16 protein-coding genes are annotated in these 14347 nt (G+C 65.1%); 4 read left to right on the forward strand and 12 right to left on the reverse strand.

All coding sequences use genetic code 11. The features are described 5' to 3' along the window. Positions 1-21 precede the first annotated feature (21 nt). Genes DVDV_RS19355 through DVDV_RS19365 form a run of 3 tightly spaced genes read right to left on the reverse strand, consistent with a single transcriptional unit; the run spans position 22 to position 3142 of the window. Positions 22-936 carry a DUF1134 domain-containing protein gene (locus DVDV_RS19355; RefSeq protein WP_075356233.1) on the reverse strand — a complete coding sequence of 305 codons (915 nt, stop codon included), beginning with the start codon at positions 934-936 and terminating at the stop codon, positions 22-24. Then, positions 933-2018, reverse strand: a complete 1086-nt coding sequence (locus DVDV_RS19360; protein WP_075356234.1) for an SGNH/GDSL hydrolase family protein — start codon at positions 2016-2018, stop codon at positions 933-935. Before DVDV_RS19360 ends, DVDV_RS19355 begins: the two co-directional genes overlap by 4 nt. A gap of 29 nt (positions 2019-2047) precedes the next feature. Then, complete coding sequence (locus DVDV_RS19365; RefSeq protein ID WP_075356235.1) at positions 2048-3142, reverse strand: AMIN domain-containing protein; 1095 nt, start codon at positions 3140-3142, stop codon at positions 2048-2050. A 154-nt stretch (positions 3143-3296) separates the two neighbouring features. Between DVDV_RS19365 and DVDV_RS19370 the strand changes: the two genes are divergently transcribed. From DVDV_RS19370 to DVDV_RS19385, 4 genes are all read left to right on the forward strand, one after another. After that, complete coding sequence (locus DVDV_RS19370; protein ID WP_075356236.1) at positions 3297-3533, forward strand: hypothetical protein; 237 nt, start codon at positions 3297-3299, stop codon at positions 3531-3533. 74 nt (positions 3534-3607) lie between these two features. Beyond that, entirely contained in the window at positions 3608-4141 is a 534-nt protein-coding gene (locus DVDV_RS19375) for a hypothetical protein (protein WP_075356237.1), read from the forward strand. 95 nt (positions 4142-4236) lie between these two features. After that, complete coding sequence (locus tag DVDV_RS19380) at positions 4237-4491, forward strand: type II toxin-antitoxin system prevent-host-death family antitoxin (RefSeq protein ID WP_075356238.1); 255 nt, start codon at positions 4237-4239, stop codon at positions 4489-4491. A gap of 1 nt (position 4492) precedes the next feature. After that, entirely contained in the window at positions 4493-4750 is a 258-nt protein-coding gene (locus DVDV_RS19385) for a Txe/YoeB family addiction module toxin (protein ID WP_075356239.1), read from the forward strand. Positions 4751-4842: 92 nt separating this feature from the next. Here DVDV_RS19385 and hisG read toward each other — a convergent pair whose 3' ends face one another. From hisG to DVDV_RS23610, 9 genes are all read right to left on the reverse strand, one after another. Further along, positions 4843-5724, reverse strand: coding sequence for an ATP phosphoribosyltransferase (hisG, locus tag DVDV_RS19390; protein ID WP_075356240.1), 882 nt, complete (start codon positions 5722-5724; stop codon positions 4843-4845). Beyond that, the gene (gene hisI, locus DVDV_RS19395; protein ID WP_175577134.1) at positions 5724-6104 is read right to left on the reverse strand and encodes a phosphoribosyl-AMP cyclohydrolase; all 381 of its coding nucleotides are present in this window, start codon (positions 6102-6104) and stop codon (positions 5724-5726) included. Before hisI ends, hisG begins: the two co-directional genes overlap by 1 nt. A gap of 308 nt (positions 6105-6412) precedes the next feature. Beyond that, positions 6413-7474 (reverse strand): 23S rRNA (adenine(2503)-C(2))-methyltransferase RlmN, encoded by a 1062-nt coding sequence (rlmN, locus tag DVDV_RS19400; RefSeq protein WP_075356247.1) that lies wholly within the window; start codon positions 7472-7474, stop codon positions 6413-6415. 456 nt (positions 7475-7930) lie between these two features. After that, positions 7931-9253, reverse strand: a complete 1323-nt coding sequence (locus DVDV_RS19405) for an HD domain-containing protein (RefSeq protein ID WP_075356242.1) — start codon at positions 9251-9253, stop codon at positions 7931-7933. A gap of 50 nt (positions 9254-9303) precedes the next feature. After that, positions 9304-10599 (reverse strand): dihydroorotase, encoded by a 1296-nt coding sequence (locus DVDV_RS19410; RefSeq protein ID WP_075356243.1) that lies wholly within the window; start codon positions 10597-10599, stop codon positions 9304-9306. After that, positions 10596-11537, reverse strand: a complete 942-nt coding sequence (locus DVDV_RS19415) for an aspartate carbamoyltransferase catalytic subunit (protein WP_075356244.1) — start codon at positions 11535-11537, stop codon at positions 10596-10598. The genes DVDV_RS19410 and DVDV_RS19415 overlap by 4 nt, the downstream gene beginning before the upstream one ends. Before the next feature lie 433 nt (positions 11538-11970). Beyond that, positions 11971-12879 (reverse strand): hypothetical protein, encoded by a 909-nt coding sequence (locus DVDV_RS19420; protein WP_075356245.1) that lies wholly within the window; start codon positions 12877-12879, stop codon positions 11971-11973. Between the two features lie 136 nt (positions 12880-13015). Next, entirely contained in the window at positions 13016-13822 is an 807-nt protein-coding gene (locus tag DVDV_RS19425; RefSeq protein WP_075356246.1) for a sirohydrochlorin cobaltochelatase, read from the reverse strand. Then, positions 13819-14347, reverse strand: a 529-nt coding sequence (locus DVDV_RS23610) for an FtsX-like permease family protein (protein WP_139311680.1), incomplete at its 5' end; no start/stop codon positions are given. The genes DVDV_RS19425 and DVDV_RS23610, both read right to left, overlap by 4 nt.

Raw genomic sequence — 14347 nt, forward strand, 5'->3', positions numbered from 1 at the left:
ACATTCCTGTCTCTGCTCCCCCTAAAAGGGATTCACTGACTGGTCGCGGGTGTAGACTTGGTAGCCGATGTTGGCTCCCAGGCGCAGCCCCACGCCCACGCGGATGGGGGCCAGGGTGACGTCGCCGGAGCGTTGGTAGTTCATGCCGAAGCCACCCAGGATGTAGGCGCTGCCGTCCACGCCGGGGAAGCGTTGGAAGATCTGCTCCGGCCGGGTCATGCCGTAGACCAGGGTGAACACCTTGCCGGCGTTGACCCCGAGATCGAAGCCCAGCGACGGGCTTTGCCAGTATACGGGCTGGGGCGGGTAGCCTTTGAGGTGCAGCGTCCCGACGCCGTAGCGGAGCCCGACGACCAGTGCGCCGCCGCCCTCGTTGCCCTTGATGAATCCGGTCGGCTGGCCGAGATCATGAAACGACCGGGCCACCATTTCCGCCAGTCCGCGCGAACCGCCCTCGAAAAATCCCATCACTTCCCGGTTCACTTCGTCGCGGTTGTAGCTGCCGGGCTTGGTCACGGGCGGCGGCGGGGGCGGCGGGGTACCGATGGGCTGCCCGTTGATGGGCGTTCCGCCGCCAGGGGGCGGGGGAGGGGACGGGTAGTCTGCCGGCGGCGGGCTGCCGGCCGGGGGCGGCGCATATTGGGGCGCCGCCTGCGCCGGTTGGCCGTATTGCGGCGCGGCTTGGGCCGGTTGGCCGTATTGGGAGGCGGGCGGGGCCGGCTGGGGCGCAGCCTGGGCCGGTTGGGTATTTTGGGGGGCGCTTTGGGTGCCGAGGCTGGTCGGAGCGGGCGGCGTTTGCGGCTGGGCCGGCGCGGCCTGGGTTTTGGGGGCGGAATCGGAAAGGGAGCGTTCCTTGAGGTTTTGTGCGTAGCTGGCCGGGCCGGTGGCAAGGACGCACCAGCCGGCCAGGGCAGTCACGGCGACGAGGCGTTTCATGGCTGATCTCCGGTCACAGTCGGGACGTTGCAGGGGAGCCGGTCGCGGATATGGGGCAGCATGGCGGCCACGATATCCTCGCGTCCGGCATCGGTGTTGTGGACGCCGTCGGCGGTGTAGGCCGGTGCGGTTCTGGCGCACAGGGCATTTCGCAGGTTGACGAAGTAGGGCTTGCCGGCCAGGGCCTTTTCCAGGGCGGCATAGACGATGTTGAAGTTGTCGCGCACATGGGGAAAGCTTTTGCGGCCAAGGATGGTTTGCTGCTCACTGGCAGCTACAGTCGTGTTCACGTCCTGGCAGGTTTCAACCCAGTAGAGCGGTTGCAGGAAGAGCAGGAATTTTGCGTTATAGCAACCGCTTAAGCGCTCGGCAAAATCGTAGCGGGCCACGGCCTGCTCGACAAAGACGGCCAACTCGGGAGAGTTGGGGTCCAGGGGCGTGGCCGTGTACAGGAATTTTTGCAGCAATTCCCGGGTAAAGGAAGCGAAATAGGCGGCATTGACCGGTTTTAAGAGGCCGATCCCGGATTTGTAATAGCTTTCGATAACGCCCTGGGCGCGTTCCTTGCCTTCGTGGGCGTATGGGTCCTTTTGCACGGCGAAGTAGTTGGCGTCGTTGGCCCCGTCGTAAAAGACAACAAGATTGGGCTTGATGATGTATTCCAGAAACTGCTTTTGCAGATACTTGATTTCAAGAAGCGAATTGAAAGAATTGACCCCGAAGTTGAGACAGTTAAACGCGCAAGGCTTGTCCCGCCCGTTTAAGGCCTTGGCCACGAGGCTTGGGATGGATTGCTCGTAGGGCGCGGAACTGGCCCGCATGGTGGAGCCGCCGAAAAACCAGATGGTGCGGGAGAGTTCCGGGTGGAAATTGACCACTTCGCAGTTGGCCGTGGGCCAGATGCCGTTTTCCATGAGAAACAGGGTGTACGGGTCATAGACGGCCTTGGGGCCTTCGCGCAGGCTGCCGTAGATGATCCAGTTGCTGGTGGTGATGACGGCAAACGACAGCACCTCCACCGCCAGCGCGGCGAAAAAAAGCCATTTGACCGTCCTGGCGGCCAGGGAGAAAAAACGCTTCACGAAGTCAAACCTCGGGCCCTGGAGCAGGCCTATTTGGGAATTTTAAGGGCCACGCCTTCCGGGACGCGCTCGGCCGTGGGCGCGCCGCGAAGCTTGGCCGGGGCGTCCGGGGCCATGTCGAGGACCACCCGGAACTTGTCGGCGTGTTTGCCCACCCGGATTTGCCGGATGAAGGCATCGCCGGTGGTACTCGACAGCGGGCCATTATAGTTCCAGGAGCCGGCGATATCCAGGACCAGACGCGGCGGATCGGTGTAAAACATCCGCTCGAAGCTGGCCGGGGCCTTGTTGGTCTGGATGATGAGCACGTATTCGCCGGGCCGTTCTTCGGCGATGACCCGGATGACGTTGCCGGCGTTGGCCACGGGCTTGTCGGCCGGGGCGGCGGCCGGCTTGGCCGCCTGTTTGGCGGCAGCGGCCTTGGCCTGTTCGGCTTTGGTTTGTTCGGCCTTGGCCTGGGCGGCCGCTTTGGCCGCGGCCTTGGCCTCGGCCTTGGTTTCGGGCTTGGCCGGCGCTGCGGGCTTGGCCGGGGGCGCGGCGGTTTCGCTGCCCGGAGCCGGGGCGGGCTGGGGGTCGGGCAGGGCGGCGGTATCCGGTGCGGCGGCCGGAGTGGCCGGAGTGGCCGGAGTGGCCGGAGCAGTGGCCGGAGCAGCGGCCGGAGCCTTGGCATCGGCCTTGGCCGGGCCGGCTTTGGCGGTGCCGGCTTTGCCGGCCGGGGCCGTATCGTTGGCCAGTTCCTCGAACATTTTTTCCAGGGTGTCATCCCCGGCCGCCTGGGGGTGTTGGGCCTTGTCCGGCGCGGGCACGGCTGCCCCGGAAGCGGCAGATGGTGCGGCCGGTGGCGTGGCCGCCGGTGCGGCAGCCGGGGTGGCGGCCGGCGCAGGCGAAGGAGCCGGCGCGGGTGTCGGGGTGGCGATGGCCGCCGGGGGGGCGGTCAGCGGCGGCATGGCCGGGGCCGTTTCCGGCCCGGCGGCTGTGGGGGCCGGCGGAATGTCCGTGGCCGGCGATTTGGCGCCGCCGCCGAACAGGTGCGGTTTCTTGAGCACGGCAAGGCCCAGTACCACGGTGACGGCCAGGGCGACCGCCCCTGCAATGATCATTTTGTCGCCGCGTGTCAGCGCCATGCCTTTCCCCCTTTTGCGTTGCCGCCGGTATCGGCGCAGCATCGGGCCGGACGCTACCCGAGCTTGCCGATTCCCTCAAGGGGGAAGCCGGCGGCTTTGGTGCGTTGACAGGCCGGCCCATTATCGTATTCCGTCAGGAAAACAGGAGGCCGGGATGCAAAGCAAGGTACGTTCGGTGCGGGTTCCGCCGGAAATCGAGTCCATCGACCTGCCTGGGCTGATCAAGGAATGCGCCCGGCATCTGCGCGACCTGGAGTCGGCCTCCCTTTTAAAGACCCAGGGCAATCCCGAGGCGGCCGAGGCCCTGCTGCGGGCCCGCCAGACCGATCTGGGCCGCCGGGTGGGGCGGCTGGTCTGGGAAGCGGGCAAGCGCGCCCAGGACGCCAAGTGACCGTGCCCGGCCTCCCTTGCCGGATGCCGTGCCCGGCTGTACATGTCCGGCCATCCGATTCGTGGAGACTGTCTATGAAACGCCTTGCCTGCGTCTTGTTGTTTTGCTGCCTCGCCATCCCGCTGCCGGCCCGGGCCGGGGTCACCCTGGTCGGCGACACCTGCCGCCAGGTCTTTGACAATCCCCGGGCCGAGGCCATTGCCTGCCAGACCGGCTTTCGACTCGATGCGGCCGGCCGGGGCAGGCTGGAAAGCAATTCCTTCGGCCTTGTCTCCGATCTGGCCTGTTCGGCGGTCATAAGCGCCCGGCGTTCGGACGTCATCGCCAAGGTCCGGGCCAGGGGGGATGTGGCCCTGCCGCCCCAGGAGGTGCGCTGCAACCTCGTCTCCGGCGGCGAGCCCGTGCCGGTGGCCTTCCATCTGGCCCCGGTGGTGCGCCTCGATCCCGCCGGCCGGGCCGTGGACGCCCGGCTCGGCATCCGCGACCTGACCGGCATCCCGGAACCGCTGGCCACGGCGGTTGCCGAGTTCCTCAACAACGATGCCGGGCTGCGCCAAAATCTGGTAGCCGCCGCCAACGAGATCATCCCCAACCTGCCCAAGCGGTAGGGGGGGATTGACGGTCTGTACAGAAATCCGTACATATCAGGTGCCGTGGCGGGCTTCCGCCAGGACGGCAACCTCCAGCTCGAAGTGAGAATTCCATGGACGCCATCAGCTACACCCATGCTCGGGAACACCTCGCCGCCACCATGGATCAGGTCTGCGACGACAACGCTCCGGTCATCATTACCCGCCAGAAGGCCAAGGCCGTGGTCATGATGAGTCTTGACGATTATAATGCCATCGAGGAAACGGCCTATCTGTTGCGCAACCCCGCCAACGCCGCCCGGCTGCGGGCCAGTTTGGCCGCTGCCCGGATCGGAAACGTGCAGGAACATGACCTGATCGAGGACTGACGTGCGCCTCGTCTGGACCCCGACAGCCTGGGAGGACTACCTCTTCTGGCAGGGCGCGGACAAAGGCCGTCTGCGGAAGATCAACGCGCTGATCAAGGAAATCATGCGCGATCCCTTTGTTGGGATGGGCAAGCCCGAACCACTCAAGTTTGATCTGGCTGGCGTTTGGTCCCGGCGCATCGATGCCGAGCACCGTTTCGTCTATTTCATCGACAACGGCGACCTCATCGTCCTGACCTGCCGCTACCATTATCGCTGAATATTCAAGGCAGACACATAAAAAACGGCTGCAAGGTCTTGCCCTGCAGCCGTTTTGCATTTGATAAAGCTGCCGTTGCCGGCGAGGTCAGTCTAGATGACCTTGTTGAGCGCGTATTCGATGATGCCTTCGGCTCCCAGGTCGTGGAGCTTGGGGATGAGGTCGCGCACGGTGCCTTCGGCCACCACGATTTCAACCGACAGCCAGTCCTTGTTGTAAAGGCCAGCCACGGTCGGGGCGGTCAGGCTCGGGAGCAGGGCCATGATGGCCGGCATCTTTTCTTCGGGCACGTTCATCTTGAGGCCGACAAGGCCTTCGGCCCGAAGCGCGCCTTGCAGCATCATGTTCAGGATCTCGATCTTGCGGCGCTTGAACGGCACTTCCCAGGCCTTCTTGTTGGCAATAAGCTGGGTGTTGGTCGAAAGCAGGTCGGAGATGATGCGCAGCCCGTGGGCCTTGATGGTCGTGCCGGTCTCGGTCACTTCCACGATGGCATCGGCCAAGCCTTCGACCACCTTGGCTTCGGTGGCGCCCCAGGAGAATTCGACTTCCACCGGGATGCCTGCGCCGGCGAAATACTGCTTGGTGAAATTGACCAGCTCGGTGGCGATCTTTTTGCCGGCCAAGTCCTCGGGGCGCTTGTACGGCGAATCGGCGGCCACGGCCAGAACCCAGCGGGCCGGGCGGTTGCTCACCTTGGAATAGACCAGATCATCGACCAGGACGACGTCGGACTCGTTTTCGAGGATCCAGTCCTTGCCGGTCAAACCGCAGTCGAGCGTGCCCGACTCGACGTAGCGCGACATTTCCTGGGCGCGGCACATGGAGCAGGTGATTTCCGGATCGTTTATCTCCGGGAAATAGTTGCGATGGTGCATCCGGATCTTCCACCCGGACTTTTCGAAAAGCGCCATGGTGGCGTCCTGGAGGGAGCCTTTGGGGATGCCGAGTTTGAGCATGTTCTCGCTGGCCATTATTTATAGACCTCCTTGGGGTCGAAGACTTTCGGGGAACAGGTGCGTTCGCCGTCGTTGGTGATTTCCGTAAAAAAGCAGGACTTGTAGCCTTCGTGGCAGGCTGCGCCGCCAATCTGCTCGACGAGCACCAGGATGGTGTCGGCGTCGCAGTCCAGGCGCACGCCAGTGACCTTCTGCACATGGCCGGAGGTGCCGCCCTTATGCCAGATTTTCTGGCGGCTGCGGCTGAAGTAATGGACCTCGCCGGTGGCCAGGGTTTTGTCGTAGGCTTCTTCGTTCATGTAGGCGAGCATGAGCACTTCGCCGCTGCACGCTTCCTGGGCGATGGCGGGGACGAGGCCGCCGCATTTCGCAAAATCGGGTCGTTTCATCGAAATGTTCCTTCACTCTCTTTGCTGCCGGTCGCCCGGCGAAAATCCGCAGCGCTCAAAGCGTACCGTGCGCTTTTTTACGAAAAAGGAGCGTTAGCTTACCCAAACGACAAACAAGTGACAAGCTCTCCGTCGCCGGCCGAATTTTATGCGCCTCCTCCCCACGGACCCCCGTAACGGCGACTCCCGTCACCCGTCTGCTGCGGCCGGCTGGATTGGCACCAAGCGACTCCCCCCTCACAAATCTCTCCCCTCAAGGGGGTCCGGGGGGGATTATCCTCCCCGGCCGCCGGAGGCATCTTCTCATCTCTTCTCTACCCTTCTCTTCCCGCACCCTCACCCTCTTTCCCGCACTCCGCCCGCAATTGGCCGCAGGCCGCCGCGATGTCGCCGCCCTTGCTCTTGCGAAGCGTCGCCGTCAGCCCCTTGGCCTTCAAAATCTCCTGAAAAGCCAGCACCCGTTCCATGTCCGGCGGCCCGTAGGGCAAGCCCGGCGTGGCGTTGTACACGATCAGATTCACCTTGGCCTTGACCCTTGAAAGCAGCCGCACCAACTCCCGGGCGTCGGCATCCGCATCATTGACCCCGGCCAGCAGCAGATACTCAAAGGTCAGCCGCTCCCGGGGCTTGAGCGGATACTGGGCCAGCAAATCCATCAGCTTGCCAAGCTCCAGCTTGGCCGCGCCCGGCATGATCCGCTCGCGCTGCGCCTGGGTCGGCGCATGCAGCGATATGGCCAGCGAACACAGGCCGGTGCGGCCCATGTCCAGCAGATGGCGCGCCACCCCGGCTGTTGAGACCGTGATGCGCCGGCCGGAAAAATCCAGACCCTGGGGATGATGCAGCGCTTCCAAGGTCTTTAAAAGATTTTCGTAATTTAAAAGCGGCTCGCCCATGCCCATGAAAACCAGATTGCGCAGGGCCAGCTCCGCCCCCCGGTCCACCAGATACTGCCGCGCCACCAACACCTGCCCCAGCATCTCCCCGGACGTCATGTTGCGGCGAAACCCAAGCATTCCGGTGGCGCAAAAGCCGCAGCCCATGGCGCAGCCCACCTGGGTCGACAGGCAGGCCGTGAAATGGTCCTTCTCCGGAATAAGCACACACTCCACCCGCTCGCCATCGGCCAGCGCCAACAAGAATTTCACCGTGCCGTCGCGGCTCTCCCGCACCTCGGCCACAGTCGGCCAGCCAAGGACCGCTACCTCGGCCAGCCGCAGCCGCAAGGCCTTGGATACGTCGGTCATGGCCGCAATCTCGCGACAGCGCTTTTGCCACAGCCATTGCCAGACCTGCCTGGCCCGGTACGGCGGCTCGCCAAGCGAAACGATAAGCGACTCAAGTTCGTGGAAGGTCAGATCGAGCAGGTTGGTCATGGTCTTGGTCATGGTCATGGGTACCTTGTGGAAGTGGCGACGGCGACGGCGAAGACGAATCGGGGCGTTGCCCCGAACCCCACCGGGGGGATGATCCCCCCGGACCCCTCGACGGGATTGCGGGCGGATGGCCGGCCGGTCGGGCGTGGGATTGCTGCTGCGGCGGCGGACGTCCGACGTTGGGTCCGCAATTCGGCCCGGCGGCGCAATCCGCTGCGCGGCTTCCACCGCCGGGCCGAATTGCGGACCCAAGGTGCGCCAGCGGCGAAGCGCCGCATTTCAAAGACAAATCGTTTTGAAAAAACGGGTGGCCTGGAAGTCGAAAATTTGTGTTTGGGCGGGGGTGAGGCTGGCTTTGCAGCCACACCCCCGCCCAAACAGGAAAGGGGTCCGGGGGGCTTAGCCCCCCGGCGGGGCCGGGGCAGCGCCCCGATCCTGTCCCTTCTTATTCAATCCCTAATGCAATTCCTGCTTGGCCCAGTATTTTTTGACAAAAAGCTCGGCATCTTCGCGGTTGGAGACGTCGCCGGCGATTTGCCCTTTGAGCAGCGCGTCGCGGATGATGCCCACGGCCGGGCCGGGCTTGAGGCCGAGCAGTTGCATGATCTGCGCGCCATTTAACAGCGGTTCGAGCATTTCCTCGGGCGTATCGGTGCGCTCGAGCATTTTCATATTGTGGTTGAATTCTTTGTAGGTGCCGTTGACCGATTTGATATCGGCCCGGGCCATTTCGATCAGGCGCGGATACTGGTCGAGGGCCTTGAAGCGGCGGATGCCCCGGTCGGTGAGCATGAAGTGGAAGCGCATGTGGCCGCGCACGAGGTTGCACACCAGATCGATTTCATCGGGCGGGAAGCTTAAGCGCGAGAGGATCTTGCGGGCGACTTTGGCCCCGACCTGATGGTGCTGGTAGAAATGCAGTTCCCCGGCGGCGTACTGGGCGGTGTGCAGTTTGCCCACGTCGTGGAACAGGCAGGCCAGGGTGCCGTACCAGTCGTAGGGCAGCTCTTCGGGGTAGTGGCGCATGACAGCCAGGGTCTGCTCAAAAAGCGTATATTCCACGCCTTCTTCGGTCTTGATCTTGATGCGGGCCAGGGTGGCCACTTCCGGCAAAAACCAGTGCAGGATCATGGTGTCGTAGAGGCGCTCCACGAAGTCGGCCATGTTTTCGGCCTCGACCTTGCGCCATTCGTCCATGATGTCCTTGACCGAGACATAGTCGAGGATGCGCCGCGAGGCCCGCAGGATGGCCATGAGCGTATTGGCTTCCACCGGGATGTTGTAGTTGGCGGAAAAGCGCAGCGCCCGAACAGCCCGCAGGTAGTTCTGGCGGATGGCCTCGTCCGGGATGCCGACGAGGCGCACTTCGCCGCTGGACAGGTCGGCGAAGCCGTCGTGGTCGTCAATTTGGTGCGGCAGGTAGGGGCAGGCCTGATGGGCCGGCAGCAGGCCCTTGCGCTCCAGGCGGGCAACGAGCCGGCTGGTCAGCCGGGCCACTGACTCCTCGGGATGGGAGGCGTCGGCGGTGTCGGCCGGGTAGAAATAGAGCAGGGTGTCGCCATGGCGGAAGCGGGCGAAAGCGCCTTCCTCGGCGTAGACCTCGGTTTCGGGGAAGAGCTTTTGCAGATCGGCCAGGGTTGCGTCGGTGGCCACATCGAGCTCGGGCGCGGCCGGGTCCTGGGCTTTATCCTGCAAAGCGGCATTGACGACGTAGGCGTCGTAGCCGTTTCGCATGATGGTCTTGCAGATGGCAGTGGCGTCCTTGAAGGGTTGCGCCATGGGGGGAAACCTCCGGATACGGCGTTTGGTGTCGGGGGTTGGGTTGGGAATCAGGCTCCGGGCCGGGCCAGTTCGTGGACGACATGGCCGCCAACGACGGTGAGCATCACCCGGCCGGTCAGGGACTGGCCGAGCAGTGGCGTGTTCTTGCCCTTGGAGCGCAGGCTTTCAGTGGTGACGACCCAGGATTCTTCCGGGTCGAAGAGGCAGAAATCGGCCGGATCGCCGGTGGCGAAGCGGCAATGGGGCAGCTTGAAAATCTCGGCCGGCCGCCAGGCGAAGCGCAGGGCGATGTCCTCGGCGGTGAGTTTGCCCAGGCGCACCAGTTCCCACAGGCTGGCCAGGGCCGTATCGAGGCCGGTGATGCCGTTTTTGGCTTCCTCGAAGGGCGTTTCCTTTTCGTGGGCGGCGTGGGGGGCGTGGTCCGTGGCCAGGATGTCGATGACCCCTTCGCGCAGGGCTTGCATCAGGGCCAGCCGGTCATCGTCGGTGCGCAGCGGCGGGTTGACCTTGGCCATGGTGTCGTAGCCGAAAAGGGCGGCGTCGGTCATGAGCAGGTAATGCGGGCAGGTCTCGGCCGTGACCGGCGCGCCCCGGCGCTTGGCGTCGGCAATGAGTTCCACGGCCCGGTGGCAGCTGACGTGGGCCAGATGCACCGGGGCGTTCAAATATTCGGCGAGCAGGATGTCGCGGGCGACTTGGAGCGCTTCGGCCACGTCGGGCTGGCCGCGAAGCCCGAGCCGGGCGCTCATGACGCCTTCGTTGGCGCCGACTCCCTTGGCCATGTACGGGTCTTCGCAGTGGTCGATGACCGGGGCCAGATCGGCGGCGTATTCCAGGGCGTGGCGAAAGAGTTCGGTGTCGGCCACGGGTTCGCCGTCGTTGGAAAAGGCCACGCAGCCGGCGGCCAGCAGTTCTTCCATGGGGGCCAGCTGTTTGCCGGCAAGCCCAAGGGTCAGCGCCCCCACCGGGAAAAGGCGCGGGCCGTTTGGCCAGCTGTCGGCGGCCCGGCGCAGCATGAGCTTGGTCACCGAGGCGTTGTCGTTGACCGGCTCGGTATTGGCCATGCACATGATGTTGGAAAACCCGCCCCCGGCGGCAGCGGACAGGCCCGAGGCGATGTCCTCTTTCCACTCCTGGCCGGGTTCGCGCATGTGGGTATGGGCGTCGGTCATGGCCGGCATGAGCAGCAGGCCCCGGCCGGGGATGACCCGGGCATCGGGAAACGCAGCGGCCGGGTCGTGGGGAACAAGTTCCAGCACCCGGCCCCCGGCGCAAAGGAGGCTCCAGAAGCCGTCACGGCCGGGGACTTCGACGTTGGCGACGACGAGATCCGGGAGCGTCATGCGGTTTCCCCTTTTTCCTTGCGGGTGATGTGGAGATATAAGAGGGCCATGCGCACGGCCACGCCCGAGGCCACCTGGTCGAGAATGAGCGAATTGCCGGCATCGGCCAGATCCGAGGCGATTTCCACGCCCCGGTTGATGGGGCCGGGGTGCATGACCTTGACCTCGGGCGAGGCCAGGGCCAGCCGGTCCTTGGTCAGGCAGAAGCGGCGGGCGTATTCGCGCAGTTCCGGGAGCAGGCCGGCTTCCTGGCGTTCGAGTTGCAGGCGCAGGCACATGACGGCGTCGGCCCCGGCCAGGGCCGGTTCCAGCTCGTAGTAGACCCTGGCCCCCAGGGCCTGGGCGTCCTTGGGCAGCAGGGTGCGCGGGGCGCACAGGCGCACGGTGACGCCGAGCATGGTCAAAAGGCGGATATTGGACCGGGCCACCCGGGAATGGGCGACATCGCCGAGGATCACCACGGTCTTGCCGACCAGATCGTCGCCCCAGACTTCGCGCAGGGTGAAAAGATCGAGCAGGGCCTGGGTGGGGTGGGCGTGCCAGCCGTCGCCGGCGTTTATTACCGCGCACGACACCCGCCGGGCCACGAAATCGGCTGCGCCGGAAGCCGAGTGGCGCATGACGATGGCGTCGGGGTTCATGGCCTGGAGCGTGAGCACCGTATCCTTGAGCGTCTCGCCTTTTTGCAGGGAACTGCCGGACTTGGCCAGGCCGAAGGTGTCGGCGGACAGGCGTTTGCCGGCGATGTCAAAGGAGGTTTTGGTCCGGGTGCTTGGCTCGGCGAAAAAAAGGACAACGCTTTTGCCCTTGAGGGTCGGCACCTTCTTGACGGGCCGGGAGTTTATTTCCCGGAAGGAGGCGGCGGTGCGCATGACCACGTCCACGTCTTCCCGGGAAAGCTGTGACACGTCGAGAAGATCCTTGTGGGGCCAGTTCATGAAGCATCCTCTGCAGAGAATTTTTGCCGCGCTCCCAGGCGCGTAAGCCGAACGATATTTTCACAAGCCCCGAGCGGCGTCAATGCAGGGGTGTCCGGTTCTTTGCGCCGGCCCTGCCGCCCCCGGCCCTGACCCGGCTGTCCGGCACACCGATCGGGCCTTTGGCATCCGTAGCGGCAAAAGATGGCGACAACAACAGCGAACGGTTGTTTTTTTCGGAAAACAGGCGCGCATTCCCCCGGAGCGCGGCACCTGGCGCAAAATGCCGGCCAGGGCGCGCAGCCCCCTCGGGGCCGCGACCGGGAATCTCCCGCGCCAGGCGGGTTTTTCCCGGCCCGGTCGCCGTCCGGGGCAGGGGAGGGCACGAACGGGAAAGCCCTGGATCGTGCCGTCATGGTCACCGGCCAAAGGCCGTCCCCCGGGCGTTTGCGACTTAGCGCCGGGGTTTGGGGATGGCCTTGGCTGCGCGCGCGGCGGCTTTCTCATGGGCCAGGGAGCACCAGATGAACCCCTGGATGTCGATCAAGTCCTTGGGAGCCAGCAAGGCCCGCTCGCCAAGCTGTTTGGCCACGTAAGCGGTAAGCCCCAGCATCCGCTGGTAGCCGGCCCAGGTCGGCCGCACCTGATAGCCGATGTCGAAACCGTAGGCCTGGGCTGCCCGCTGGAAGATGGTCGGCTTGATGAAGATATGCTGGGCCGGATCGAGGAGGAACAGGTAATAGGTGGCCGTGGTCCAGCGGCAGGCGTCCAGCTTGTCGAGCACCTCGGCAAAGGCCGAAAAGCGCGGGCCAAGCTCGCCTTCGCCGTAGAGCAGGATGTCGAGGGCCTTGGCGAACAGTTCTTTCTGCTCGTTGCCGCGTTTGAGGCCGTCAGCCAGGGCCGTTTTCTCATTGGGGAAGATGAGGCTGGTTTTGGTGAGCAGTTTTTTCGCCAGCGTGCAGACGGCGTCGAAGTCGCCGGCCCGGAGCAGGGTCTCGAGGGTGGCGCACCCCAGGGTGTCGTGCAGCAGCTTGGAGGCGTCGATCTTGTTGGCCCGCTCCTGGGAGATATAGCGCGGGTCGTCGAATCCGCCGGGGTACATCTTGAGAAAGGAGGCTTCCAGGGCCGGGAAGGAGACGGTCCCGTCAATGGCCCGGTTGAGGTCCATTTTTCCCAGCACCGGATGGCCGACCGGGGGCTCGGCCGGAACCAGGAAGTCGCGCTGCATTTTTTTGTCGCCTTCGAATTCGAAAAAAACGCGCACAGCGCCGCTTTCCAGCAGTTCAATCACTTTCCCGAGGCCCCAGCCGGGGAGTTTCACGTGGGTGACGTAGTCACCGTCTTTGATGGTCGTCGCAGTCAAGGTTTGTCCTCCTCGATCTCCAAGCCTCTATCGTCCCATTGCGCTGAGAGGAGGGTCGCATTTTTTCGGGCCTTGGAAGCTTGCAAGGTCCATCATTGCCTCGAAATCGGACGATCGGATATCGAGGCGTTCGTGTCTATGGCAAACGGGCCAGGGCCCGGTCCAGATGGTCGGTCCAGACAGCGGCAAACGGCCCGAGTTCGATCAGGCCGGCCCGGCTGGACCGGCAGGCGATGCCGGCCGCTTCCAGCCGGCCGCGCCAGGAATCGGGCCGCTGCCCGGCCAGATCGGAGCAGGCATGGGCACCGGCCACCGTGAAAAACGGCATGAGCCAGGCCTTGGCAATGCCCCGGCCGGCCAGGGCGTCGCGGATATGCCCGATGTCCAGGCAGGGCGCATCCCGCTCTCGGGGCATCGTACCGAAATATACGCGCGCGTCCAGGCGGGCCAGCCGCTCCCGAAGCGTTTCGTAAAATCCGGCCCCGGGCGGCGGCGCGCCGTGGCCCATCAAAATGACGGCTTCATCCGGGGCGCGATCCGGCGGCAGACAGGCCACAACCGCCCCGGCCACCCGGTCCACATCGCCGAGATCGGCCAGAAGCGGCGCGCCGACTGACAGGGCCGCCGTTGCGCCGCCGGCTTTGAGCCAGCGGCCGACTCCGGCCAGCAGCTCATGATATTCCTCGCCCGGCACCACATGCAGCGACTGCACCACCACCCGGGTGATGCCGTCGGCCAGCAGGTCGGCCAGGACGTCCGCCGTCTGCCGCGCCCCGCCGAACGCTGCGGCATTGCCGTGCTTGCGCCCGACGGTGCGGGCAATGGCCACGGACGCGTCGGGATAGCGCGCGGCCACGGCCTGTCGAAAGCCGGCCAGGGCTTCCATGGCTCCGGGATGGCGGGAGCCATGGGCGGCCAGAATGATGCCGCGCGCTTTTTTCACGGGCGCGACTCCAGGGAGGCGGCCAGCCCGGCCAGGGCGGCGATGGCGGTGGGGCCGGCAAGAAGAGCCAGCCACAGCCACTGCGGCGGCGCGGACACGTCGATCCAAAGCGGCGCGGCCCCGAGCACCCCGGCCAAAAACGACCAGATCCAGGCCAGGGCAGCCACGGCCAACCCCGAGCCGATAAGGCCGGTTGCGGCCGCGCCGGACACCAGCGGCAGGCGGATGGTCCATTCCGTGGCCCCGACCAGACGCATGATGTCGAGCTCTTCGCGGCGGCGAAGCAGGGTCAGGCGCACGGTGTTGCCGACCACCAGCCCGACGAGCAGGGCCAGCACCGCCCCAAGCGGCAAGACGACCCGGGAGCCGATGAGCCCGAGGGACCGGGCCGCGTCCACGGCGACCGGATTGTAGCGCACCTCGGCCACGCCATCGACGCCGGCCAGCCGGGCATAGGTTTCCCGGGCAAAGGCCTCGTCCTCGGCCGGCAGGGCAAAGCCCAGCAGCATGGTGTGGGGCAGGGAT

Source organism: Desulfovibrio sp. DV (assembly GCF_001936595.1).
Taxonomy (GTDB): Bacteria; Desulfobacterota; Desulfovibrionia; order Desulfovibrionales; family Desulfovibrionaceae; genus Solidesulfovibrio.

Coding starts and splice junctions, on each gene's coding strand:
- DVDV_RS19355 (WP_075356233.1), bottom strand. CDS start 936: ATGAAACGCCTCGTCGCCGTGACTGCCCTGGCCGGCTGGTGCGTCCTT.
- DVDV_RS19365 (WP_075356235.1), bottom strand. CDS start 3,142: ATGGCGCTGACACGCGGCGACAAAATGATCATTGCAGGGGCGGTCGCC.
- DVDV_RS19370 (WP_075356236.1), top strand. CDS start 3,297: ATGCAAAGCAAGGTACGTTCGGTGCGGGTTCCGCCGGAAATCGAGTCC.
- DVDV_RS19375 (WP_075356237.1), top strand. CDS start 3,608: ATGAAACGCCTTGCCTGCGTCTTGTTGTTTTGCTGCCTCGCCATCCCG.
- DVDV_RS19380 (WP_075356238.1), top strand. CDS start 4,237: ATGGACGCCATCAGCTACACCCATGCTCGGGAACACCTCGCCGCCACC.
- hisG (WP_075356240.1), bottom strand. CDS start 5,724: ATGGCCAGCGAGAACATGCTCAAACTCGGCATCCCCAAAGGCTCCCTC.
- rlmN (WP_075356247.1), bottom strand. CDS start 7,474: ATGACCAACCTGCTCGATCTGACCTTCCACGAACTTGAGTCGCTTATC.
- DVDV_RS19405 (WP_075356242.1), bottom strand. CDS start 9,253: ATGGCGCAACCCTTCAAGGACGCCACTGCCATCTGCAAGACCATCATG.
- DVDV_RS19410 (WP_075356243.1), bottom strand. CDS start 10,599: ATGACGCTCCCGGATCTCGTCGTCGCCAACGTCGAAGTCCCCGGCCGT.
- DVDV_RS19415 (WP_075356244.1), bottom strand. CDS start 11,537: ATGAACTGGCCCCACAAGGATCTTCTCGACGTGTCACAGCTTTCCCGG.